Below are 22,967 nucleotides of genomic sequence, written 5' to 3' on the forward strand. Positions count from 1 at the left end.
TGAAATGGCAACCACCGCAGACATCATCATCACCAATGGCCGCGTCCTGACCATGGACAGCGCCGCCCCCCGCGCCGAAGCCGTCGCCCTTGCCGGCAACCGCATTCTTGCGGTCGGCAGCGAAGCCGAGGTGAAGGCTCTGGCCGGTCCGAACACAAAGCTAGTTGACGCCAAGGGCGCCACCGTGATGCCCGGCTTCAACGAAGCCCATATGCACATCTTCCCCGGCTCGGTGTCGCTGCGCCAGCTGAACCTGCATGGCATTCAGGGCTTCGACTCCCTGAAAGCAGCAATCCTCGACTATGCAGAGAAGAACCCCGACGAGCCGCTTCTGATGGGCTTTTCGGCTGACTACTCCATCATCTCTCTGACCGAGCCCTGCACCCGCCATCACCTGGATGCGATCCTCCCGGACCGCCCCTTCATGATGTTCGCGCCAGACCATCACACCGCCTGGGCCAATACCGCGGCACTGGAGAAGGCCGGCATTCTGCAGGGCAAGGATGTCGGCGTCGGCAACGAGATCGTCATGGGGCCGGATGGCCTCGCCTATGGCGAGCTGCGCGAGGGCAATGCCTTCGGCCCGGTCTCGGCGCTCGCCTCCACAGGCGGCCGCGAGGAGCTCGGCATGGTCACCGGCATGGACCCGGAGAACGTCACGCCGGAACAGTTTGCCCTCGACCGCGCCATCCTGAAAGCTGGCCTCGACTATTGCGCCTCCTGGGGCGTCACCTCGATCCAGAATTTCGACGGCAATCACTACCAGCTGCGCCTGATGCGCGATCTGGAGCTTTCGGGCGAGCTCTCCTGCCGCATTCGCATCCCCTATCACATGAAGAACTTCATGGCGCTGGAGGATCTCGACAAGGCGGCGGCCTGGAAGACGGAATTCGCCACCGACATGCTGCGCGGCGATTTCGTCAAGGTATTCATGGACGGCGTGCTGGACAGCCAGACGGCCTATATGCTCGACGGTTATGGCGACCGACCGGGCTATACCTATGAGCCGCTGTTCACGCCGGAAGCCTTCAATGCCATCGCCATCAAGGCTGATGCGCTCGGCCTGCAGGTCGCAGTCCACGCCATCGGCAGCGCCGCGATCCGCCAGACGCTTGACGGCTATGAGGCGGCGGTGAAGGCCAACGGCAAGCGCGGTAACCGCCACCGCATCGAGCATATCGAAATCATCCATCCGGATGACATCCCGCGCTTTGCCGAACTGGGCATCGTCGCTTCGATGCAGCCCGTCCATTACCCCGGCGGCACCTGCTTCCCGGCAGAACCGACGACGGCGAAGATCGGCGAGGACCGTTGGGACTATGCCTATGCCTGGCGGACGATGAAGGAAGCAGGCGCACCGGTCGTCTTCGCCTCCGACTGGCCGGTCTCGCCCGTCTCGCCCTTCCAGTGCATCCAGGATGCGCTGACCCGCAAACCATGGAAAGACGGGCTGAAAAACCAGCGCTTCTCGCTGATGGAAGCGCTTGAGGCCTATACCGCAATCGGCGCCTGGGTGGAGTTCATGGAAGATCGAAAGGGCATGCTGAAACCGGGCTACCTCGCCGATGTCGTGATCCTCACCAAAGACATCGAAGCCATCGCTCCCGAAGAGATCATGGACACCGCCCGCCCCGCCGTCACGATTTGCGACGGCCGCATCACCTTCCAGGCCTGAAGAAAGAACCGCCATGAGCGCCGAGATCGTCATCCACAATGCCCGCATCCTAACCATGGACCATGAGCATCCGCGTGCGGAAGCCATTGCACTCACCGGCAATCGTATCATGGCGGTGGGCGGCAATGCCGAGATCCTGACGCTGGCGGGGCCAAAGACGCGCGTCGTGGATGCAGGCGGCGCTACGGTACTTCCAGGTTTCAACGAAGCCCATATGCACATCTTCGGCGGTTCGGTCGCGCTTGGCGAACTCTCGCTTTTCGGCATGAAGGGTTTTGACGCCCTGTCCAAGGCGGTAAAGGACTATGCGGCTGCCAACCCGGACCTGCCGCTGCTCGTCGCCCAGACGGCAGACTACACCATCCTTTCGGAAACAGAGCGCGTCACGCGCCACCATCTCGACAGGATCATATCAGACCGCCCTTTCATGATGGTTGCCCCCGACCGACACACGGCCTGGGCCAATACCATCGCGCTTGAGAAGGCCGGTATCCTGCAGGGCCGCGATGTCGGTGTCGGCAACGAGATCGTCATGGGTGAGGACGGTCTGGCGAATGGCGAATTGCGCGAGAGCAATGCCATCCGCCCCGTCGCGACCATGAGCGTGACCGGCGGCCGCGAAGGCCTCGGCGTCGGCACCGGCGGCGATCCCGAACACGTCACATCGGAAGAGCGTGCTGCAGACATCGAAGTGCTGAAGAAGGGCCTCGCCTATTGCGCCTCGCTCGGCATTACCTCCTTCCAGAACATGGACGGAAATCTCTATCAGCTGGAAATGCTGGACGAGATCGAGAGAACCGAGAGTTTGCCGGTGCGCGTGCGCATGCCCTATCACATGAAGAATTTCATGCCTCTCTCCGACCTGGAAGAGAAGGCCGCAGCCTGGAACGCCCGCTACGATACGGACAAGCTGCGCTGCAACTTCGTCAAGCTGTTCATGGATGGTGTGACCGAAGGAGAAACCGCGGTCTTCGTCGATGACTACGCCCACAAGCCCGGCTGGAAGGGCGAGCCGCTATTCTCGGGCGAAGCCTTCAATGCTGTCGCGACCGAGGCAAACCGGCTGGGCTTATCCGTCGCCGTGCATGCGATCGGCGACGGCGCCGTGCGGATGGTGCTCGACGGCTACGAGGCCTCGATCCGCGCCAATGGCCGAAAGGACATGCGCAACCGCATCGAACACATTGAGGTGGTGCATCCCGACGACATCCCCCGCTTTGCCGAAACCGGCACCATCGCATCGATGCAGCCGACACATCCGCCGGGCTCCGCCGGCCTGCCGCTCGAACCCTATCTCACCTATATCGGTCGCGAACGCTGGCCCTACGCCTTCGCCTGGAAGACCCTTGTCGATGCTGGAGCAAAGATCGTCTTCGCCACCGACTGGCCGGTTTCCCCGCTCCCGCCACTCAGCTGCATCGGCGATGCTCTGACCCGAAAGCCCTGGGCGGACGACGTGCCGGATCACCGCCTCAGCCTGCAAGAAACGCTTGCCGCCTATACCCGCACCAGCGCCTGGGTCGAATACATGGAAGACCGAAAGGGCGTGCTGAAACCGGGATATCTGGCGGATGTTGTCGTCCTCTCCGGCGATATCGAAGCGACGTCACCGGACAACATCGCCTTGCTATCGCCTGTTCTCACCATCTGCGACGGCCGCGTCACTTTCGAAGGCGGAGGGGGTCGATGAGCGAGGCAGCGCAAGCGTCCACTGATTCAGCGAACAGTGCAACGACACGCGGGCGACCACCGGGCGCGACCCGCAAGGGTCTCGAAACCCGCGTCCGCATCATCAAGGGCGCCCGCGAGGCGCTCGAAGACGGCGGCATGGAGGCCTTGACCACACGCCGCATCGCAGCTTCTGCCGGCGTCAAGCTCGCGACGCTGCACTACTACTTCGACAGCAAGGAAAGCCTGCTACTCGCCGTGCTCGAAGACCTGATCGCGGATATGGATGCGGCCTATCGCGCGGATGTCGACCTGCCACCGGCGCCCGAGGACCGGGTCGAAGCCCTGATCCGCGCCAGCTGGCGCTACATCCAGCGCACCCGAAACAAGCAGATCGCCCAAACCGAGCTGACGCTCTACGCGCTGCGGACCAAAGGCTCCGAATGGCTCGCGGCAAGACAGTACAACGCCTATATCGATTTCTACGGCCACCTCGTTTTCGAGGATGACAGCGATGAAGAGCTACGCCGCATCGGCCGAGCCGTCGGTCGCCAGATGCTGATCGGCATCGACGGTATCATCCTGCAGAGCTATGCCCTGCAGGATCTCACGGCATCGAATGACGACATCGAAGCCCTGATCATCGCCATGCGCGGCTATCTTCGCCGCCTCATGGCCGAGCGCGGCAAGGCACGCTAGCCAAGGTTCCAGATGCCTCTGGCATTGCCGGAGAAAAGCTTGTCCTTCTCTTCTCTCGTGCAGCCATGCAGCAGCGCCTGCGTCGTCGCGACCCAAGTCGACAGCCCCCCGCCGAGTGTACAGACCGGCCAGTCCGAGCCCCAGATCGCGCGACCGAAACCGAACGCGCCGATCGTGTGGTCGAAATAGGGTTTGAGATCTTCCAGCGTCCAGCTCTCGAGATCGCCATAGGCCGGAATGCCGGAGATCTTCACGCGGACATTGTCGCGCTTGGCAATGTCAGTGATCCCGGTCTTCCAGATGTCATAACCATGCCCCTTGATGTCGGGCACGCCGCAATGGTCGAGGATGAAGGTGACATCGGGCGCGAGATCGACGAGTGCCTTCGCCTTGTCGATCTGATGCGGCAGCATGCAGAGATCGAAGGTGAGGCCTGTCGCGCCCAAACGCTTCACGTTCTCCCGGAACAGCGCGCCCTCGGACACATCGTCGGGCACGACATGCAGAACGCGGCGGAAACCTTTGACGAACGGGTTTGCCAGCTGTGCATCGAGATAGGCGGCAAAGCCGGGATCTTCCGGCCGGCAGGAGGCGATCACACCCTGGATGAGGCTATGAGGCGCCTGCGACAACTCCTGGACCATGGCGGTTTCACCGGGGATGTCCTCGGGCGCAACATCCACTTCCATATGCAGCACCGAGGAGATCCCGAGCCTCTTCGCCTCCCGTGCATAGGTCTGCCAGGTGAAATCGGCATCGAGGGCCGGAACGTCCTTCAGCCAAGGATAGCTGAGCCTGTCGCGGTAGATGAGATGCAGATGGGTATCGATGATCATGTGTGGCCTCCCAAGGCAACTTAAACTGATGGAGTGTCCCCGGTTTCGCCACCAAGACCAGCACCGGCAAGCTCGGAAATCCGACGTGCCGTTTCCCGCAGCGCCTCCAGCGTCCGCGGGATATCAGGCGCGTCGGGCTGATTGATGATGCCGATATAGGGGACGGTCAGCGCGCCCAGAGCTTCGCCGTCTGCGCTCAGGATCGGCGCCGACAGGTTGGTGACGCCGGCGGTCTGGGCACTCGGCATCATCTCGTAGCCGCGTGCGCGGATCTCATCGAGGTGGCGAGCAAAGGCCTCGGTCAAGCGTCCCTCCGGCCCGCCGCTCGCGACATGTTCGGCCACCATCATCGCCCGCACGTCCGGACTGCGATAGGCAAGCAGCACATGACCCGACCCGGTATCGAACAGGCCCATGCGCGAGCCGACCCGCATCGAGATGCCCCAATAGCCAGGCGCCTCTAGCTGCGCGATGACGACCGGATGGCCGCGATCATAGACGACGATATGGTTCTCCTGCCGGGTCACTTCCGCAAGCTCGCGCATCAGCGGCATGGCAAGCGACGCGAGCCGCCGGGTCGGCGCATGCAGGTGCGCAAGCCCGAAGAGCTTGAGCGTCAGCACATAGCGATCGCCGTCCAGCCGCGCGACATAGCCGCGTTTCACCAGCCGATCGAGCATCCGGTAGAATTCATTCGGGCTGCGGTCGAGCTTCTTGGCGATCTCCGCCTGACTGAGCCCCCCGTCGACGCCGGCCAAGAGCTCAATGATATCTAGCCCCTTGTCGAGAGCCGGCGCCCGATAACGATCCTGGTCGAGGTCATTCACGCTTTTCTCTCCCTGAAGTTCGACGACTGACCTTGACGTTCATGAATAAATGTTTTGCATATGAATGATGCTCGCATCGACGGCCGGAATATGCAAGGGTCGCGTGACGAGGGATCGGCTGGAGGAGCCAAGAGCATGTATCTGCCTCTGAAGAACAAGCATGTTTTGGTGACGGCTGCCGGCCAGGGTATCGGCCGCGCGAGCGCCATCGCCTTTGCCCGCGCCGGCGCGACCGTCGTCGCGACCGACATCAACACCGAGACTCTGGCGATACTGGACGGCGAGGCCGGCATCACGACGCGCCAGCTGGACGTCCTGAAGGACGACGCGGTCAAGGCCGTGGTCGGAGAGACAGGACCCTTCGATGTGCTGTTCAATTGCGCCGGTGTCGTGCATGGCGGCACCATCATGGACATGGCCGACAAGGATCTCGACTTTGCACTCGACCTCAATGTCCGCGCGATGATCCGCACAATCCGTGCCGTGCTACCTGCCATGCTGGAGAAGGGCGACGGCTCCATCATCAACATGGCATCGGTCGCCAGCTCCGTGAAGGGCGTGCCGAACCGCTGCGCCTATACCGTCACCAAGGCCGCTGTGGTGGGGCTCACCAAATCCGTCGCCGCCGACTATGTGACGCAAGGGATCCGCTGCAACGCGATCTGCCCCGGCACGGTCGAAAGCCCGTCGCTGCAGGATCGCATGCGCGCTCAAGGCGACTATGATGCCGCCCGCGCCGCCTTCATTGCCCGCCAGCCCATGGGGCGGCTGGGCACCCCGGAAGAAATCGCCGACCTCGCCGTCTACATCGCCGGCGCTACCTATACCTCGGGCCAAGCCTTCGCCATCGACGGCGGCTGGACCATCTAATTCTGAAGAAGGAAGAAACCCATGAAACTCATGCGCGTCGGCCCACTCGGCCAGGAAAAGCCTGCGATCCTCGATAAGGACGGCAAGGTTCGTGACCTCTCGGCTCATGTGAGCGATATCGGCGGTGCGGCTATATCCCCGGAAGGTCTGGCGAAGATCGCCGCTATCGACCCAGCCTCGCTGCCTGAGATCGCTGCGGACCGGATCGGCGCCTGCGTCTCTGGCACCGGCAAGTTCATCTGCATTGGCCTCAACTATTCCGATCACGCCGCAGAAACCGGTGCCGCTGTGCCGCCGGAGCCGGTGATCTTCATGAAAGCAACCTCCGCCATCTGCGGCCCGAACGACGACGTGCTTATCCCCCGCGGTTCGGAGAAGACCGACTGGGAAGTTGAGCTTGGCGTGGTCATCGGAAAGACCGCGAAATACGTCTCGGAAGCGGACGCCATGGACTACGTCGCCGGCTACTGCGTCTCCCACGACGTTTCCGAACGCGCCTTCCAGACAGAGCGCGCGGGCCAGTGGACCAAGGGCAAGTCCTGCGACACCTTCGGCCCCATCGGCCCCTGGCTTGTCACCAAGGACGAAATCGCAGATCCGCAGAACCTCAAAATGTGGCTCTCGGTGAATGGCAAGATGATGCAGGACGGCTCGTCCAAGACCATGGTCTATGGCGTTGCCCACCTCGTTTCCTATCTGAGCCAGTTCATGAGCCTGCATCCCGGCGACGTCATCTCCACCGGCACGCCTCCGGGCGTCGGCCTCGGCATGAAGCCGCCGCAGTTCCTGAAGGCCGGCGATGTGGTCGAACTCGGCATCGAGGGTCTCGGTACGCAGAAGCAGACCTTCAAGGCGGATGTTTGAGGTCAGTCGGTAGGACCGTTGTTGACCCCGCCCATGTGGCGGGGTTTTGCGTTTTTGCGCCATGCATGGGGCCTGATGTTGGCGACGCTCTGTCCATGTGGACTTGTCCTGGTTCGCCCACTATCTTGTAAGCAGGTATCACCCAGTAGTCTGGAGCGACCATGGCGACCTCGCTGAAGATCGATGACGCATTAAAAGAGCGGGTGCAGCAACTGGCCAACGACCGCAAACGCTCGGCGCATGGACTGATGCTGGAAGCGATTGAGCAGTATGTGGAGCGTGAGGAGGCCCGTGAGACCTTCACGCGAGAGGCACTGGCATCCTGGACGGCTTTCAAGGAAACGGGCCGCCACCTGACACTGGAGGAAGTTGGCGACTGGCTCGAAACCTGGGGCACAGCCGACGAAAAACCGGTGCCCGAGTGCCACGAGTAATCGTGACAGAGGGAGCAGCTATTGGCTTGGAGCGATGCCGTCGCTTCCTTCAGGCAGGGTCGGCGGAGGCAGCTCAGAAAGCAGCCAGGGAAATCAAACGACAATTCAAGCTGCTGGCGAGCCAACCGCACATCGGAAGACCAATGCAACGCGCGCCCGCGATTAGGGAATTGAGCATTCCTTTTGGCACCTCGGGCTATGTGGCCCTTTATCGTTATGAAGCGCTGGAGGAGGCAGTCTACATCCTGGCATTCAGGCATCAGCGCGAAGCGGGATATTGATGATGCGACAAGCTGATTGCCATCCGCGCACATCAACAAAAAGCCGGCCGCCCCACCCGGCCATTGTAGCAGTCACACCTGACCCAGATCAGAACCGATAGTTCAGACCGACGCGCAAGATATGGCTGGACGGTTCCGACCGATAGCTGTCTAGCGGACTGACCGTGCCCAGAGGAGAGGTCCGTGAGACATAATCGGTGTAGAGATATTCGGCCTTGAAGCTCAGGGCATCCGTCATGGCGTATTCCGCCCCCACGCCGGTGACGAAACCCAGATAGGTCTGCTTGTCATCGCCAATGGCTGCGCCGACCACCGGATCGACACCGCCCTGGCCGCGTGCGACGGCGAGACCGCCGGTCACGTAGAGCAGTGTGCGATCCATGGCGACGCCGACACGGGCGCGTGCCGTTCCCTGCAAGCCGAGCTCATAATAGCAGGTCTGAGAAGGAAAACCCTGGCAGGACTGGTCTCCCTTGACCTTGGCCCAGGAGACATCGCCTTCCACGCCATAGACCATGTTGCCGTTCTGGATGTTGTATCCGGCCGTAACGCCGGCAACACCGCCCCGAAGGGTCGTGTCCGAACCCAGAGTGCCGGATCCTGTCTCGGTCTTCACCTCGCCGACCGCGCCGCCACCGACGACGCCGACATAACCGCCGCTCCAGTCGTGAATGATGTCTGCCACGGCAGTTTGCGAAGACAAGGGAGGTGACGAATCCGCCAAACCGAAGTCGGCGGCTGAGACTGTGGTGCAATGCAGGCCAGCACAGAGGCTGGCGAATAAGAATCTGGTGCTCACGAAAACTCCTGGCGCTGAACAACCGCCTCTGCGCGGCGCAATGCTGGCGTCCGGTTCTCGCCTGCTCCCGCAAAGATAGAAAAAAGCCGGGCGTCACCACCCGGCTTTATAGTTTCAATCTGATCCGAAGCTTACTTGATCAGCGGCAGGATGCTGTCGATCGACTTCTTCGCGTCACCGTAGAACATGCGCGTATTCTCCTTGTAGAACAGCGGGTTCTCGATGCCGGAATAGCCGGTGCCCTGGCCGCGCTTGGAAACGAAGACCTGCTTCGCCTTCCACACTTCCAGAACTGGCATGCCGGCGATGGGCGAGTTCGGATCTTCCTGGGCGGCCGGGTTGACGATGTCGTTCGAGCCGATGACGATGGCGACGTCCGTTTCGGGGAAGTCCTCGTTGATCTCGTCCATTTCCAGAACGATGTCGTAAGGCACCTTCGCTTCCGCGAGCAGCACGTTCATGTGGCCCGGCAGGCGTCCGGCGACCGGATGGATCGCGAAGCGCACAGTCTTGCCGGCGGCGCGCAGCTTGCGGGTCAGTTCCGATACAGACTGCTGCGCCTGGGCGACCGCCATGCCGTAACCCGGAACGATGATGACGCTGTCTGCATCGTTCAGCGCATTGGCCACGCCGTCGCCGTCGATGGCGATCTGCTCGCCCACGACTTCCATCTGCGGCCCGGTCGTGCCGCCGAAGCCGCCCAAGATGACCGAGACGAAGCTGCGGTTCATCGCCTTGCACATGATGTAGGAAAGGATCGCACCGGACGAACCGACGAGAGCACCGACGACGATCAGGAGATCGTTCGACAGCGAGAAGCCGATGGCAGCAGCAGCCCAACCGGAATAGCTGTTGAGCATTGAGACGACGACGGGCATGTCGGCGCCGCCGATGCCCATGATCAGGTGATAGCCGATGAAGAGCGCCAGAAGCGTCATCAGGATCAGCGTCCAGCTGCCGGCGCCGTTGAAATAGAGCACCAGCAGGATCAGCGAGCCGAGAGCAGCACCCGCATTCAGCATGTGCCCGCCCGGCAGCTTCTTGGCCGTCGTATCGACCTTGCCCGCCAGCTTGCCATAGGCGACCACGGAACCCGTGAAGGTGATGGCACCGATAAAGACGCCGAGGAAGACCTCGATCTTCAGAACCGCTATCTCGGCACTGGTCTTCTCGGCAATCTTCAGGGCAAAGCCGGTAAAGTCATTGAAGAGGGCCGTGTGACCGTTCTGAGCAGCGCAGACGACCGCATTGAGCGCGGGATCGCAGAACGCGATATTGGCATTGGCGAGCGAGCTAGCAATCCGCCACATCTCGATTTCGGCATTGAAGCCGATAAAGACGGCAGCCAGACCGACCAGCGAATGCATGGCAGCCACAAGCTGCGGCATCTCGGTCATCTGCACGCGCTGGGCAACGACCCAGCCGATGCTGCCGCCGATGGCGATCATCACGACCGAGACCAACCAGTTACCGGCGCCAGGACCGTAGATCGTCGCGAGAACTGCAAGCGCCATGCCTGATATACCGTACCAGACGGCGCGCTTGGCGCTTTCCTGACCCGAGAGGCCGCCGAGTGACAGGATGAAGAGAACAGCCGCGACAACATAGGCCGCTGTGGTGAATCCGTATTCCATGAGTTTTCCCCTCCCCGCTCTTTAAGACTTCTGGAACATGGCGAGCATGCGCCGTGTCACCATGAAGCCGCCGAAGATATTGATGCCGGCCATCAGAACCGACAGTGCGGCGAGGATGATCACCAGGAAATTGCCGGAGCCGATCTGCATCAGGGCACCCAGAATGATGATCGAGGAAATGGCATTGGTAATCGCCATCAGCGGCGTGTGCAGCGAATGGCTGACATTCCAGATGACCTGGAAACCGACGAAGCAGGCGAGCACGAAGACGATGAAATGGCTCATGAAGCTGGCCGGCGCATAAAGACCGACGAGCAGGATCAGCGCACCGCCACCGGCGAGCATCGCCACCTGGTTGCGGGTCTGCGTCTTGAAGGCGGCGATTTCCTGCGCCCGCTTCTCCTCGGGCGTCAGCTCCTTCACCTTTTCCTTAGGCTTGGCAGCCGCGATCGCTTGAATCTTCGGCGGCGGCGGCGGGAAGGTTATCTCGCCACCCTTGGTGACAGTGGCACCCCTGATCACGTCGTCTTCCATATTGTGCACGACCACGCCATCCTTGGCCGGCGTCAGGTCCGTCATCATGTGGCGGATATTGGTGGAGTAGAGCGTCGACGACTGCGCAGCCATGCGGCTCGGGAAATCGGTATAGCCGACGATGGTCACGCCATTGTCGGAGACGATCTTCTGATCAGCAACCGTCAGGTCACAATTGCCGCCTCGCTCGGCAGCAAGGTCGACGACGACGGAGCCCGGCTTCATCGCAGCGACCATGTCGGCGAGCCACAGCTTCGGCGCATCACGGCCGGGGATCAGCGCGGTTGTGATGACGATGTCGACCTCGGGGGCCAGTTCGCGGAACTTGGCAAGCTGCTTTTCGCGGAACTCCGGTGAAGAGGGTGCCGCGTAACCGCCGGTCGCTGCGCCATCCTGCGTGGCTTCAAATTCGAGATAGACAAACTGTGCGCCCATGCTTTCGATCTGCTCGGCAACTTCGGGCCGGACGTCGAAGGCATAGGTGATGGCGCCGAGCGATGTAGCCGTACCGATGGCGGCAAGACCCGCGACGCCCGCACCGATCACCAGGACCTTGGCCGGCGGCACCTTGCCGGCCGCCGTCACCTGACCGGTGAAGAAACGGCCAAAATTATTGCCAGCCTCGATCACTGCGCGATAGCCGGCGATGTTGGCCATCGACGACAGCGCGTCCATCTTCTGGGCGCGGCTGATGCGCGGCACCATGTCCATGGCAACGACCGTCGCGCCCTTGTCTTTGGCCTGCTCGAGCAGAGCCGTGTTCTGGGCCGGATAGAAGAAGGAGATCAGCGTCTTGCCAGGTCCGAGACGATCGACTTCAGCCGTTTCCGGCGGACGCACCTTGGCGATGATGTCAGCTGTTTCATAAAGCGCAGCGGCCGTCTCGACCACCGTCACGCCGGCGGCGCGATAGGCATCGTCCGACAACCCCGCGGCCTTGCCGGCACCGCTTTCGATGACGCATTCATAGCCGAGTTTCCGCAACTGCGAGGCGCTATCAGGCGTCATCGCGACGCGGGCCTCGCCGGCATAAATCTCCCTTGGCGATCCGATCTTCAATCCCATCTCCCAAACTCCGTTCGAACGGGTTCCACCTACGGTCCTTCGCCCAAAGTCGAAGGACTCTCCGATCGCGGACACGACCAGAACTAAGGCCCCCTGTCTAGTCCAGCTCCGAGAACAAATGACGGTTTTGTCTTGCGGCTTACCCGCTTAAACCGATTTTTGTTGCAGCGCACACACGTAGCTTCCGCTGACACCCGATGGAACAATTGACCGCTGGCCCTGTTTCCCACGGGAACAACGCACAAGGAGACCCACATGCTGCAATGGATCCTCATCCTTCTTCTGATCGCCGCTGTCGCAAGCCTGCTCGGTTTTCGTGGCGTGGCCGGCGCCTCGGCCGGCGTCGCCAAGATCCTGATTTTCATCGTCTTGGTCGTTATGATCATCGCGCTCTTTACCGGCGTCGTCATCGTCGCCTGACGAGAGTTCACCCAGACGGAAAAGGCCCGCACGCTATTAGCGATGCGGGCCTTTTTCTATGCAGCGATCAGATGAAAGGCCTGACCCTTTGCTCGGCCGGCGTCCAACCGGAAATTTCCTGCAGGCCGAGGGGGTCGACGATGTCGCAGCCCCGCTCGCGCCAGCGTATGAGCCCCCGGTCGGCGAGCTTCTTCAGCGTCTTGTTGGTATGGACAATCGAGAGCCCGAGCGTATCGGCAAAATGCATCTGCGTGACTGGAATATGGCGGTGGTTGTCGCCGAGGATGCCGGCATTCATGCCACGATCGAACAGGAAGGCCAGGAGGTAGGAGGCTCTCTCCAGCGCAGACCGGCGCCCGATGCTGAGCAGATGTTCGTCAAGAATGCACTCTTCGCGCGCTGCAAGCCAGGTGAGATCGAAGCTCAGCCCCGGATGCAGCTCGAACAGGGAAAACAGCCGACTTCTTTCGAAGACACAGAGCGTCATGGGTGTCAGGGCTTCAACCGAATGCTGCATCTCGGCCATGACAGCGCCCTGCAGGCCGATCATGTCGCCAGGCACGATGTAGTTCAGGATCTGTCGTCGGCCGTCTTCGAGGATCTTGTAGCGGAAGCCCCAACCCGACAGCACCGTGTAAAGATGGGCGCTGCGCGCGCCTTCGACGAGCACGGTCGTTCCCGGATCGGCAACGAGTTCACCACGCTTGAAGGTGGAGACGAATTCCAGTTCTGACTCAGTGAAAGGACGGAACCGTTTCATATGCCGCAACGGACATTCGAAACAGCTTACACGAATGGGGGAATGACGCGGTTCGATTGCCACGGGATAACCTCGTTTGTCCGTCATGCTGTTCCGGATTGGAACAATGCAGGCTGCACATGTCTTTTTTAAATGACGCTGGTCGGGGCACGTCCCATAACGCGCGCCTGACAAAAGGAAATTCCATGATGACTGCGCCGCTCCGCGTTCTCGTTGCCGAGAACCAGTATCTGATTGCCATGGAGGTGGAGCGCATTCTTCTTGACGATCTGCCTTGCGATGTGACCATCGCCCCGCTGGCCCGACTGGCAGAAGCCGTCCAGACGACCGCATTCGATGTGGTGATCATCGATGCGGCCTTGAACGAGGCCTTGAATGTCGAGCGCACAGACCTGATCATGAAAGCTGGCGCGAAGCCCGTCTTTCTGTCGTCCTACGGACATTTTACCGACATCCCAAGCATCGTGACCGAGCATCCGCTGGTCACAAAGCCGCCGCAAGCCCACGAACTGGCTGCGGCGGTTTTGAAAGCGGCGCATGGTCGCGGGCCCTCAGACGGCAAAAGCCTTCTTGATGACCGCTGAGCTGTGGGCATCGGGGCCGTAATCGCCCTCGCCGCTCACACCCAGGATCTCCTGAAGCTTGTTGCGTGCTCGATTGATGCGGCTCTTGATCGTGCCGACGGCACAACCGCAGATCTCCGCAGCTTCTTCATAGGCGAAGCCGGAAGCGCCAACGAGAATGATCGCCTCGCGCTGGTCGCTCGGCAACTGATCAAGTGCACGCTTGAAGTCCTGCAGGTCGAGTGAACCATACTGCTGGGGATGGGTGGAGAGCTGCGACGTGAAGATGCCGTCGGTGTCGGAGACCTCACGGCCACGCTTGCGCATTTGCGAATAGAATTCGTTGCGAAGAATGGTGAAGAGCCAAGCCTTCATGTTGGTGCCGGGCTCGAAATGATCCTGCTTCGCCCATGCCTTCATGATCGTGTCCTGCACCAGATCGTCGGCGACGTGATGTCGGCCGGTCAGCGATACGGCAAAGGCACGCAGGTTTGGCAGCGCTGCCAAGAGGTCGCGCTTGAAGGAGTGGTCGGTCGACTTATCGCCAACAGTCATCGAGCATTGTCCTTGATGCGAGTGGACTCACTGGCCTGGCGTTCGGCCACATCCAGTTGCTCCAGGAGCTGGAGGAACCGATCCGGAATCCCTTCTTCCTGTACCGACTGATAGTATTCGCGCAATTGCGCGGACACGCCGGGATGAAAGGCGGCCATTCCAGGCAGCCCGTTCGTAGCCGGCGCTTTCTTCGAATGTTCTGTCATTTGGTCCAACGGGTTTGAAACAGTGTCGCCTGACAACGCCAAAGGGCGCAGAAGGTTCCCGAACATGCAATTATTTTATTTCAACGCTGCGTAGCTCTCGAAACCGTGATCCGAATGGAACAAAGCCCACCAGCCGACGTTCATCCGGCATCGAAACACGGAGAACCCAACATGCTTTACTACGCACTCGTATTTCTGGTCGTCGCCCTGATCGCTGGCGTTCTCGGCTTCGGCGGCATTGCTGGCGCATCGGCTGGCATCGCCAAGATCCTCTTTGGTATCTTTATCATTCTCTTCCTCGTTTCGCTCGCCATGCGGCTCTTCCGTCAGGCGTGAACGAGAAACTGACGTAGCAAAAAAGGCCGCTTCCGAAGAAGCGGCCTTTTTTCATGGGAGAAATTCAGATCGAAGCTCAGAGGAGGATCCAGACGACAGCGGCGAATAACAGGACGAGAATGACGCCGAGCGTCGTGACGGTGAACGAGCCGTAGCGGGGCGGGACCTGAGATTCGAGGTCCTGATCGAGGCCCGCCTGTTGCGAGACATGGCGGTTCTGTGCGTCGACGTTGACTAAATTCGGATCGGCCGAGACTTCGGGCTTCATCATCATTCTCCATAACGTTCGGCAGGGACAGGCGGCATCAAGGCCTGCGCTTCGGCAGGGCCGGCGGTTGAGACAGGCGCCTCGAGCACGGCCAGCTTGTTGGGATCGATCGTCTGGCGGATGTTTCGACCAGCCACGAGATCGGCGTTCACGGGGAAACAATCGCCATAGATGATCTCGGCCATGGCCCGCGCGCGCTTAAGTTCTTTTGGCAGCGCGCCGTAGCAAGCCTCGTCCGTGTCATAAGAAATAACAGCGACCGGATCCTGCAGACATGTGGTGTCTTGCGGATGGCAGGCCACAATGACCATCAGGGCAGCCATACTGTTCATGATCGTTCTCCGTGTTACCTAAAGGTTAACGCGAAGACTGCACGACAGTTCCAGGAACAATGGCGTGAAACGCCCATACGGCAGGGATTAGGAGCGGATCAAGCCATGAATGTAGTGCAGCTTGCCGATCACCGGCTCGGACAGCACGAAGGGATAGAGATCCGGCTGACCCATGCTGCGATTGATGCTGTTGATCGCTAGCGTCAGCGGCACCCAGGCGCGGATCAGGGCGCCTGCGCTGCCAATGCCGTAACTGTCAAAAGTGCGTTTCAGCTCGATCGCCGGCACATCGGCCTCGACATCGGGATTGGTTCTGAGACCGAAGGCATCCGCCGTATCCAGCGCGTCGACGATGTGGAAGTAATGGGCAAAGGTCTCGGCGAAATCCTCCCAAGGGTGGCTCGCGGCATAGGCGGAGATGAAGCTGTTCTCCCAGCCTAGCGGGGGGCCCTCGGCATAGTGGCGTTTCAGAGCCTCACCGTAATCGGCTCGCTCGTCGCCGAACACACTCCGGAAGGCCTCGAAGGCATTCCTGTCCCGCACGAGGACATTCCAGTAATAATGGGCCACCTCATGGCGGAAATGGCCAAGCAGGGTGCGGAATGGCTCTCCAAGCGCCACACGCCGCGCCTCCCGTTCTGCGTCGGAACCCTCGACAATATTGAGCGTGATCAGGCCGTCGGCATGACCGGTCAGCACTGGCCCGTCACCGCTGTCTGCCGGATCATCCGCGAGAAATTCGAAACCCAGCCCTTGCTCGGGATCGGCTGTGCGTGTGACCAGGGGCAGCCTGAACCTGAGAATGGAATAGAAGAGCCCGCGTTTCGCGAGCTCGATTCTCTGCCAGTTCTGGAGGTTTTCCGGCACCGAAAGATCCGGGATCGTAACATTGTGCCGGCAGGCGACGCAAAAGCCGCTGGCATCCTCATCTTCAACGAGCCAGTTGCACCCGCCCAGGGCCGCATTGGCGCAAGGCCGGACGCTCCCGGTTTCCGTTATGCCTTTATTGAGCACATGCGTGCCGGAACCATCCAGCGCCACCATGTCGAGACTGGTCGAACGAAAAGCCAGACGCGCCCCACATGTGACGCAACCGTCATTCTCAAAATGCACGACGTTCGAACAGTTGCTGCAACTGAACAGGCGCATGGCCGTATCTTTCCATGAAAGGACACCCGCGGGGGCGCCAAAGATTCAGTCGAAGATCTCGAGTGGAAAGCGCAGCTCGTAGCGCACCTGTCCGTTCGTCAGTTCGTGATGCGCTTCGCCGTTTACCGAAGATGGGACGACCCGCTCCAGAACGGTGCTGCCGAAGCGCGCCGCCTTGGTTTCTTCGTTTTCGCGAGCGGTAAATGGTTCGGACCAGACGATCACCACCACGGGACCCGCGGGCGTTTCGAGCTTCCGGCACGAGACCTCGATCGGCTGGCGTCGTTGCAGGAAATCACCATGGCTAACGGCATTGACCACCAGCTCATGCAAGGCAAGCCCGATATGCAGCGACGCATTGGGTGTCAGAAGAACGTCGTCGCCCACGACCTGAACCAGATCTGCGTTTTCCTGAACGTAGCGATCGACCTGCTGCTTCAGGAGATCGCGAAAATAGGCCCCGCGCCAGCTGGAGTCGGTGATCAGGTCTTGCGACTGAGAAAGGGCATGCAGCCGGCCCCGGAATTTTCCGAGGAACATGTCCAGCGTCCCGGAATACCGGGCCGTCTGGGATGCGATGCTCTGAATGATCGCGAGAAGGTTCTTCGACCGGTGGCTGACTTCCCGCAGGAGTGCGCGCAAAAGCCTTTCGCGCCGCCGGTCTTCGGTGCGATCGATGACAACTGTGATCAAATGCAAATCATGATCCGCCATCTCGACCATGCGGCAGCGGAATTCGAAGAAGGTATCGTCTCCCGCCTCAATCTCGAGCTCAGCACGATCTCCGGCGTTCTGTAACCCGGACTTGAGCTCTGCGAGTTTCTGCCCGATCTCCGGCCCGAAGATGGTGTCGTCGGACGGAGTTGCCCCCGCCGCCAGCCGCCAGCGAGCCGGCAGCGAGGTGATGCAGACATAGGTACCATCTTTATCCTGAAGAGTGAGGCTGGCGCCCATGTCGATGAGCGCGGTTATGAAGAACTCCCGCAGCTGTTCGTCGCCGCGCTGAGGTTCAAACCATGTCAACCGATGTACCAATTGCCTGCTCCGCCATTATCGGCATCTGGGACCGGCTCCGTCTGCCGGTCCATTCCTCGCTCTAACCTATGCCCCACAAGAGCTATATCAAGCCTGCTCGGTCACGCGCTCGTTGAAGAAAAGCGCCTGACTGATCAAAGCCTTGACCATGTCGGGGTTGAACGGCTTGGTGACCAGGAAGGCAGGCTCAGGACGCTCGCCAGTCAACAGGCGCTCCGGGAATGCCGTAATGAAGATGACCGGGATGGTATCGACCTTGAGAATGTCGTTCACGGCATCGATGCCCGAGCTTCCATCCGCAAGCTGGATGTCGGCGAGGACCATTTTCGGGCTGGTACGCTTATAGAGATCGACGGCTTCGGCATGGGTGCGGGCGATGCCGGTCACGCGGTGACCGAGGTCTTCGACCATCTGCTCGATGTCGAGCGCGATCAGAGGCTCGTCTTCGATGATCATGATGTCGGTCGCGACCTGGCGGGAGATCTCCATCGAGGCCTCGTTGAAGAGCGCGTTGAATTCGGCTTCGCCGACGCTCAGCACGCTGGCCGCTTCGGTGGTGGTGAAACCTTCGACCGTGATCAGAAGAAAGGCGTGGCGCGCGCGCGTCGGCACGGATGCAAGGTTGGCGGCGGCACGCTTTTCCCATGCAAAGGGCGAGGTGATCTGGGGAAGCTCGACCTTGGTCGAATCGTAGATCGTCACGAACAGCTTGTAGAGAGCGACACGGTCATCACCGGTGTCGGGAAAAATGGAGATGTCGGCGATCAGCGCTTCCAGGACCGCTGCCACATAGGCATCTCCGGAGGTCTGCGAACCGGTGACGGCGCGTGCGTAACGGCGCAGGTAAGGAAGATGGACAGCGACGCGGGCAGTAAGGGACATGCAGTTCTCCAATCGAAATGGATAAAGGTGCGGACTCGGCAGAAAACGCGGCTCGAAAAAAAATGTTCCATCGTCTTTGGAACTTTTTTGCCTGTTCGGGCTTATCACGTTAATTGTCGTCTCGCTTGGCAAACTGACGGAATTGGACAGACATGGCTGAAGGCCCTCCGGATGGAAATAAATCGAAGAAGCCGTCGGAGGCAAAGCGGCAAAATGCGAACGCATTGATCGCGTCAAAGCTTCGTGGCTACTACGACAGTATCGTCGACGAAGGCACTCCGTCCCAATTTCTCGACCTTCTCGAAAAGCTTCACGATGCGGAAGCAAAAGCCAAGTCCAGGAAACCCTGACATATGAACGGCCGGGCTTCGAAAAGCCCAACCGTCTCTCAAAAGCGCAGGTCAATCGCGATCGTTGCCGACACCTTGCGACTTGGCGACCCCATAGGCGACTGCTGCAATCGCCGCGGCAGTCAGCAGGGACCGTCCCTTCATCAGCGCCGGCACACCAGCCAATAACTGCAGCGTCATCGGATCAGGCAGCCGTGCCCTGGCGGCCCTTTGACGGGCTTCCATGCGACGCTCGGCGCGACGGTTGATCGACTGCACCACGACGATGACGATGATGGCGCAGAGCGCCGTGACGCCAGCGATGACCAAGGCAGCATAAATCGGACCGATGATGCTGGTCAGATAGAAGCCGAGAGCCAGAAGCAGGGCGACATAGGTCGTTAGCCCCAACACACCGGCAATCGCACCCGCCATCACGGAGCGCCCGACCTTGTTGGCGGTCGGCCGCACCTTGCCAAAGGCGACGATGCCCAAATGTCTAAGGAGTGGCAGCATGATCAGCGCCGGCTGAGAAGCGCAAGAACGTAGCCGACGCCAGCGGCCATAGCGAGCGACTGCAGCGGCTTTGCGCGCACATAGGCTTCGATATCTTCTTCAGCATTCATGAAGCGCTCACGTGCGCTGTCGATATATTCCTGTGAGGTTTCGCCCGCCTGACGGATCTTGCCGCTACCGAAGGAGGCGACGGTCTGCGTCAGAGAAGCGATATCGCGGCGCAGGGCTTCGAGGTCCGCCTGGACGTCACCGCTGGTCGCGGTACCCGCCGTGTTCGCCTTGTCTTCGATGCGGTCTGCGAGATCGTTTGCCTTGACTTCGATCTTGCTCTTGGAGGCGCTCGGTACCTGGGCCATGGAATTCTCCTTGGATTGTTCATGAAAGGCAGTTCGCAACAAGAACGCCGTGACCGGACGAGTGTTCCATCATCACCTCGGCCTTTTCTTGTGCACGAGGCCACGGGCCCGATCTGATCGGCTTCGACCCAGCCGATGGAACTTCCCGCATTAGCCGACGTTTTCAGCCCCGAGGACATCAAGCCTCGACCATTCACCGACACGGGAGTTATCCGATGAATTGGAATCAGATCGAAGGCAATTGGGAACAGTTCAAGGGCAAAGCCCAGACCCAGTGGGGCAAGCTGACAGGTGACGATCTCGATGTGATCGCCGGCAAGCGCAAGGAGCTCTCAGGCAAGATCCAGGCTGCCTATGGCAAGACCCAGGAAGAAGCCGATCGCGAGATCGACGAGTGGATGAGCCGCAGCTAAGACCTGCAGGCTAAGGAATGCCCGGAACCCGGAAGCGCCCGCTTCCGGGTTTTTTGCTGCGCCTCAGGCAGCCACTGTGCTGGCGCCGTAGGTCACGCCCTTTTCTTTCAGCCAGCGGCGATAGGCGATGGACGAGGCATCTGCCCGCGTTGGGATTTCCTTGCGCGGCTCCAGCGGCAGGAGTACCGGCCGCTGGTTTTCAAGGATGATGCGGTCCTGCAGGAAGATCATCTGCTGGAAATGGATAAGCTCCGTGGTCGTTGAGACATCGTCGATCAGATACATGATCGGATGCGCCCGGCAGCGGCCGGGATCGAGCGGCTGGACGAAGAGGCCGATGACATCCCAGCGATTGGTAGCGTTGGGACATGTCTTGTAGAGGATCGTGGCGAACGGCGTCATCACCCGGTACATGTATTGGGTGGTGATGCCGTCGGACGCCGACAGAGCCGCCTGCGGCTGGAAGAAGGTGCAGTTGGTCGCCCAGACCTCGTCTTCGTCGCGGCGGATTTCGACATCATAGCTCTGTACTTCCGTATGCGGCTCGGCTCCCAGAACATCCGTATGCACGAAGGGGAAATGCGCCATGTCGAGGAAGTTCTCGACGATGCGAAGTCCTGAAGCCTTCACCGTGACCACGCCGCAGGGCACATAGCGTCTATCCGGCTCGTCGGCCTCCGGCAGCGGAAAGATCTCGCGCTCGGGCTCGCCCAGCGTCGCCCAGAGAAAGCCGAAGCGATGGCGTAGCGGCAGCGGCTCGGCCCGCCCCTCGGCAAACACTTCGATCGCCCCATCCGCTTGTCTGACGACAGTCAGATCCGTCCCGAGCAACCGGTTCTGCGATCGGCCCACAGGGATCACCGCCTCGGTATCGAGCACATACCACTGATCAAGCGACGCCTTGTCGATACCGTTCTGCATAGTCTGTCTTTCCTCTGGAGCACGGGAGAAACCGCTTGAAACCCGATCTCACCCGCCGCTAGATTGCCCAAAAATTAGAGCGCGCACAATTGCAAGGCAACACTGATCCCCATCCGATGACGGCGAAAGCCGACCATATGACCGTCGGCTTCACCTTTTCCGGAAGGCTGGAGCCGCAGGGCTTCATCGCGTTCGCCGAACATCGGGCCGCCCGCCTCTCGCTCGGGCTCAAGATTGCGGCCTGCGACTACGATCGCTGTCGCCTGACGCTGTCGGGCCCGGAAGCCCTGATCGACGCCTTCGAAATGGCGGTCAGCCTCGGCCCCTATGACAGCATCGTGCTCGACGTGACCCGCTTTCAAACAGACGAAGACTTGCCCGCAAAGGCCGCATCATGACATCAACCTCTCCCTGGATCCCCGTTGCCCTTTCCGCGGACGTCGAGGCCGGCACCTCTGCCGGCACCCTCGTCAACGGCGAGGAGCGCGTCGTCTGGCGTGACGACAAGGGCGAAATCCATGTCTGGGAGGACCGCTGTCCGCATCGCGGCATGCGCATGAGCTTCGGCTTCGTGCGCGGCGACCACATCGCCTGCCTCTATCACGGCTGGCGCTACGACACGGGTGGCCAATGTCGCTACATTCCGGCGCACCCGGATCTCGAGGTGCCCCAGACCATCAAGGTCCCGACCTTTGCCGCAACCGAACGCGCCGGGATAATCTGGATGGCACCGGACGGGGCGGATGCAGCGGACCTCTCGACGCTTCCCGAGACGGCCGAAGCCGTCCGCAGCCTGTTTCTCGACCTGGCGACGAATGCGGCTTTGCTGGCGGTGACGGCAGCTCCACCCGACGGGTATCGTCCGGTCGAGAGTGGGACTGGCTTGGTTACCTTCCAAGGTAACGACCTGACAGTGCTGATCGCAGGCCAACCCCGCGACGCCGGCCGGACGGCCCTGCACATCACGGTGAGCGGACACACCTCCGCAGCCACCCGCCGCGACCTGATCCTATGGGCGACCGACCTGCGCAACCGGCTCGAAGCCCAGACGACGGAGGCGGCGTGATGATCAGGCTCTACGACTACCACCTCGACGAAAACGGCTTTCGCGTCCGCCTGCTCCTCTCCATGCTCGGCCTCTCCTTCGAGACGGTTGCCGTCGACAAGGCACCGGGCCGCGAGCAGGAAAAGCCGCATATGCTGGCCCTCAACCCGACCGGCACGCTGCCGATCCTCGAAGACGGCGATGTCAGGTTGTTCGGCACGGCGGCGATCCTGGCTTATCTCGTCCGCGCCCATGCGCCTGACAGTCCCTGGCTGCCCGCCGATGCCGCAGACTTCGGACGCGTCCAGCAATGGCTGGGCTTTTCCGGCCGAGAACTGAAACCCGCAATCGACGCCCGCGAGGCGGCCCTCTTCACCACCGAAGGCGCAAGCGAGGCCGACCTGAAGGCGGCGCGAAAAGCCTTCCGCATCATGGAAGACCACATGACGCTGCGGCAGATCGAAGGCTCGGACTGGTTCGTCGGCAACGCCCCGTCACTCGCCGACCTCGCCCTCCTGCCCAGCTTTGCGCTTTCGCGTGACTGCGGCATCGACCATGACGAATACCCCGCCCTTCGCCGCTGGCTGCGCCGCTTCCGCGCGCTGCCTGGCTTCATCACCATGCCGGGCGTACCGGATTACCATTGACCTGCCTTGCTGACCGAAAGCCGCTCGGCTAGGTCGGAGGGCAAGCAG

Annotated in this window: 31 protein-coding genes; 15 read left to right on the forward strand and 16 right to left on the reverse strand. The window is 61.0% G+C overall.

From position 1 onward, the window contains the following. Positions 1–4: 4 nt before the first annotated feature. Genes D4A92_RS01760 through D4A92_RS01770 form a run of 3 tightly spaced genes read left to right on the forward strand, consistent with a single transcriptional unit; the run spans position 5 to position 4,042 of the window. Positions 5–1,675 carry an amidohydrolase gene (locus D4A92_RS01760; protein WP_203017693.1) on the forward strand — a complete coding sequence of 557 codons (1,671 nt, stop codon included), beginning with the start codon at positions 5–7 and terminating at the stop codon, positions 1,673–1,675. Between the two features lie 13 nt (positions 1,676–1,688). Next, positions 1,689–3,365 carry an amidohydrolase gene (locus D4A92_RS01765; protein ID WP_203017694.1) on the forward strand — a complete coding sequence of 559 codons (1,677 nt, stop codon included), beginning with the start codon at positions 1,689–1,691 and terminating at the stop codon, positions 3,363–3,365. Next, on the forward strand, positions 3,362–4,042 hold the full coding sequence (locus D4A92_RS01770; RefSeq protein WP_203017695.1) for a TetR/AcrR family transcriptional regulator: 681 nt from the start codon (positions 3,362–3,364) through the stop codon (positions 4,040–4,042). The genes D4A92_RS01765 and D4A92_RS01770 overlap by 4 nt, the downstream gene beginning before the upstream one ends. Here D4A92_RS01770 and D4A92_RS01775 read toward each other — a convergent pair. Together D4A92_RS01775 and D4A92_RS01780 are read right to left on the reverse strand one after the other, a co-directional pair. Continuing rightward, a complete protein-coding gene (locus tag D4A92_RS01775; protein WP_203017697.1) occupies positions 4,039–4,878 on the reverse strand; it encodes an amidohydrolase family protein in 840 nt (279 codons plus the stop codon). The genes D4A92_RS01770 and D4A92_RS01775 overlap by 4 nt on opposite strands. A gap of 20 nt (positions 4,879–4,898) precedes the next feature. Continuing rightward, positions 4,899–5,705, reverse strand: a complete 807-nt coding sequence (locus D4A92_RS01780; RefSeq protein ID WP_203017698.1) for an IclR family transcriptional regulator — start codon at positions 5,703–5,705, stop codon at positions 4,899–4,901. A 135-nt stretch (positions 5,706–5,840) separates the two neighbouring features. On the opposite strand from D4A92_RS01780, the gene D4A92_RS01785 reads away from it, so the two are divergent. From D4A92_RS01785 to D4A92_RS01800, 4 genes are all read left to right on the forward strand, one after another. Further along, the gene (locus D4A92_RS01785; RefSeq protein ID WP_203017700.1) at positions 5,841–6,575 is read left to right on the forward strand and encodes an SDR family oxidoreductase; all 735 of its coding nucleotides are present in this window, start codon (positions 5,841–5,843) and stop codon (positions 6,573–6,575) included. A 21-nt stretch (positions 6,576–6,596) separates the two neighbouring features. Continuing rightward, positions 6,597–7,439 (forward strand): fumarylacetoacetate hydrolase family protein, encoded by an 843-nt coding sequence (locus D4A92_RS01790; RefSeq protein WP_203017702.1) that lies wholly within the window; start codon positions 6,597–6,599, stop codon positions 7,437–7,439. A gap of 161 nt (positions 7,440–7,600) precedes the next feature. Then, positions 7,601–7,873 carry a CopG family ribbon-helix-helix protein gene (locus tag D4A92_RS01795; RefSeq protein ID WP_203017704.1) on the forward strand — a complete coding sequence of 91 codons (273 nt, stop codon included), beginning with the start codon at positions 7,601–7,603 and terminating at the stop codon, positions 7,871–7,873. A gap of 2 nt (positions 7,874–7,875) precedes the next feature. Then, entirely contained in the window at positions 7,876–8,154 is a 279-nt protein-coding gene (locus D4A92_RS01800) for a type II toxin-antitoxin system RelE/ParE family toxin (protein WP_246754006.1), read from the forward strand. Positions 8,155–8,242: 88 nt separating this feature from the next. Here D4A92_RS01800 and D4A92_RS01805 read toward each other — a convergent pair whose 3' ends face one another. From D4A92_RS01805 to D4A92_RS01815, 3 genes are all read right to left on the reverse strand, one after another. After that, positions 8,243–8,839: an outer membrane protein gene (locus tag D4A92_RS01805; protein WP_203017708.1), complete on the reverse strand. Its 597-nt coding sequence runs from the start codon at positions 8,837–8,839 to the stop codon at positions 8,243–8,245. A gap of 245 nt (positions 8,840–9,084) precedes the next feature. Continuing rightward, a complete protein-coding gene (locus tag D4A92_RS01810; RefSeq protein ID WP_203017709.1) occupies positions 9,085–10,587 on the reverse strand; it encodes an NAD(P)(+) transhydrogenase (Re/Si-specific) subunit beta in 1,503 nt (500 codons plus the stop codon). A 21-nt stretch (positions 10,588–10,608) separates the two neighbouring features. Continuing rightward, on the reverse strand, positions 10,609–12,180 hold the full coding sequence (locus tag D4A92_RS01815) for a Re/Si-specific NAD(P)(+) transhydrogenase subunit alpha (RefSeq protein WP_203017710.1): 1,572 nt from the start codon (positions 12,178–12,180) through the stop codon (positions 10,609–10,611). Between the two features lie 261 nt (positions 12,181–12,441). Between D4A92_RS01815 and D4A92_RS01820 the strand changes: the two genes are divergently transcribed. Continuing rightward, positions 12,442–12,606, forward strand: a complete 165-nt coding sequence (locus D4A92_RS01820) for a DUF1328 domain-containing protein (protein WP_006724646.1) — start codon at positions 12,442–12,444, stop codon at positions 12,604–12,606. A 67-nt stretch (positions 12,607–12,673) separates the two neighbouring features. Here the strand turns inward: D4A92_RS01820 and D4A92_RS01825 are convergent, their stop codons facing one another. Further along, on the reverse strand, positions 12,674–13,429 hold the full coding sequence (locus D4A92_RS01825; protein ID WP_203019798.1) for a Crp/Fnr family transcriptional regulator: 756 nt from the start codon (positions 13,427–13,429) through the stop codon (positions 12,674–12,676). A 122-nt stretch (positions 13,430–13,551) separates the two neighbouring features. Here D4A92_RS01825 and D4A92_RS01830 point away from each other — a divergent pair, with 122 nt between their 5' ends. Beyond that, on the forward strand, positions 13,552–13,950 hold the full coding sequence (locus D4A92_RS01830) for a response regulator (RefSeq protein ID WP_006724649.1): 399 nt from the start codon (positions 13,552–13,554) through the stop codon (positions 13,948–13,950). Here D4A92_RS01830 and D4A92_RS01835 read toward each other — a convergent pair. Together D4A92_RS01835 and D4A92_RS01840 are read right to left on the reverse strand one after the other, a co-directional pair. Further along, positions 13,918–14,484, reverse strand: coding sequence for an RNA polymerase sigma factor (locus D4A92_RS01835; RefSeq protein ID WP_006724650.1), 567 nt, complete (start codon positions 14,482–14,484; stop codon positions 13,918–13,920). The genes D4A92_RS01830 and D4A92_RS01835 overlap by 33 nt on opposite strands. Next, positions 14,481–14,756 (reverse strand): NepR family anti-sigma factor, encoded by a 276-nt coding sequence (locus D4A92_RS01840; RefSeq protein ID WP_054147944.1) that lies wholly within the window; start codon positions 14,754–14,756, stop codon positions 14,481–14,483. The genes D4A92_RS01835 and D4A92_RS01840 overlap by 4 nt, the downstream gene beginning before the upstream one ends. Before the next feature lie 105 nt (positions 14,757–14,861). Here D4A92_RS01840 and D4A92_RS01845 point away from each other — a divergent pair, with 105 nt between their 5' ends. Continuing rightward, on the forward strand, positions 14,862–15,026 hold the full coding sequence (locus tag D4A92_RS01845) for a DUF1328 domain-containing protein (protein WP_006724652.1): 165 nt from the start codon (positions 14,862–14,864) through the stop codon (positions 15,024–15,026). Positions 15,027–15,102: 76 nt separating this feature from the next. On the opposite strand, the gene D4A92_RS01850 is transcribed toward D4A92_RS01845, so the two are convergent. From D4A92_RS01850 to D4A92_RS01870, 5 genes are all read right to left on the reverse strand, one after another. Next, positions 15,103–15,294: a hypothetical protein gene (locus D4A92_RS01850; protein WP_203017711.1), complete on the reverse strand. Its 192-nt coding sequence runs from the start codon at positions 15,292–15,294 to the stop codon at positions 15,103–15,105. A gap of 2 nt (positions 15,295–15,296) precedes the next feature. Next, entirely contained in the window at positions 15,297–15,626 is a 330-nt protein-coding gene (locus D4A92_RS01855) for a hypothetical protein (protein WP_246754008.1), read from the reverse strand. Positions 15,627–15,713: 87 nt separating this feature from the next. Next, positions 15,714–16,775, reverse strand: coding sequence for a zinc-binding metallopeptidase family protein (locus D4A92_RS01860; protein WP_203017712.1), 1,062 nt, complete (start codon positions 16,773–16,775; stop codon positions 15,714–15,716). Positions 16,776–16,820: 45 nt separating this feature from the next. Then, on the reverse strand, positions 16,821–17,798 hold the full coding sequence (locus D4A92_RS01865; RefSeq protein WP_246754009.1) for a sensor histidine kinase: 978 nt from the start codon (positions 17,796–17,798) through the stop codon (positions 16,821–16,823). Positions 17,799–17,897: 99 nt separating this feature from the next. Further along, positions 17,898–18,692, reverse strand: coding sequence for a response regulator (locus tag D4A92_RS01870; RefSeq protein ID WP_203017714.1), 795 nt, complete (start codon positions 18,690–18,692; stop codon positions 17,898–17,900). A gap of 152 nt (positions 18,693–18,844) precedes the next feature. Here D4A92_RS01870 and D4A92_RS01875 point away from each other — a divergent pair, with 152 nt between their 5' ends. Continuing rightward, positions 18,845–19,042: a NepR family anti-sigma factor gene (locus D4A92_RS01875; RefSeq protein ID WP_203017716.1), complete on the forward strand. Its 198-nt coding sequence runs from the start codon at positions 18,845–18,847 to the stop codon at positions 19,040–19,042. Between the two features lie 51 nt (positions 19,043–19,093). On the opposite strand, the gene D4A92_RS01880 is transcribed toward D4A92_RS01875, so the two are convergent. Together D4A92_RS01880 and D4A92_RS01885 are read right to left on the reverse strand one after the other, a co-directional pair. Next, positions 19,094–19,537, reverse strand: coding sequence for a phage holin family protein (locus D4A92_RS01880; protein WP_203017718.1), 444 nt, complete (start codon positions 19,535–19,537; stop codon positions 19,094–19,096). Between the two features lie 2 nt (positions 19,538–19,539). Next, a complete protein-coding gene (locus D4A92_RS01885; RefSeq protein WP_203017720.1) occupies positions 19,540–19,893 on the reverse strand; it encodes a DUF883 family protein in 354 nt (117 codons plus the stop codon). 215 nt (positions 19,894–20,108) lie between these two features. On the opposite strand from D4A92_RS01885, the gene D4A92_RS01890 reads away from it, so the two are divergent. Next, entirely contained in the window at positions 20,109–20,306 is a 198-nt protein-coding gene (locus D4A92_RS01890) for a CsbD family protein (protein ID WP_203017722.1), read from the forward strand. Positions 20,307–20,369: 63 nt separating this feature from the next. Here the strand turns inward: D4A92_RS01890 and D4A92_RS01895 are convergent, their stop codons facing one another. Next, entirely contained in the window at positions 20,370–21,227 is an 858-nt protein-coding gene (locus tag D4A92_RS01895) for an aromatic ring-hydroxylating oxygenase subunit alpha (RefSeq protein WP_203017725.1), read from the reverse strand. A gap of 116 nt (positions 21,228–21,343) precedes the next feature. Between D4A92_RS01895 and D4A92_RS01900 the strand changes: the two genes are divergently transcribed. Genes D4A92_RS01900 through D4A92_RS01910 form a run of 3 tightly spaced genes read left to right on the forward strand, consistent with a single transcriptional unit; the run spans position 21,344 to position 22,919 of the window. After that, positions 21,344–21,625: a hypothetical protein gene (locus D4A92_RS01900; RefSeq protein WP_203017727.1), complete on the forward strand. Its 282-nt coding sequence runs from the start codon at positions 21,344–21,346 to the stop codon at positions 21,623–21,625. Then, positions 21,622–22,293, forward strand: coding sequence for a Rieske (2Fe-2S) protein (locus tag D4A92_RS01905; protein ID WP_203017728.1), 672 nt, complete (start codon positions 21,622–21,624; stop codon positions 22,291–22,293). Before D4A92_RS01900 ends, D4A92_RS01905 begins: the two co-directional genes overlap by 4 nt. Continuing rightward, positions 22,293–22,919, forward strand: a complete 627-nt coding sequence (locus D4A92_RS01910) for a glutathione S-transferase family protein (protein ID WP_203017729.1) — start codon at positions 22,293–22,295, stop codon at positions 22,917–22,919. The genes D4A92_RS01905 and D4A92_RS01910 overlap by 1 nt, the downstream gene beginning before the upstream one ends. The last annotated feature ends 48 nt before the right edge of the window (positions 22,920–22,967 follow it).

Source organism: Rhizobium rosettiformans (genome assembly GCF_016806065.1).
In the GTDB taxonomy this organism is placed as follows: Bacteria; Pseudomonadota; Alphaproteobacteria; order Rhizobiales; family Rhizobiaceae; genus Allorhizobium.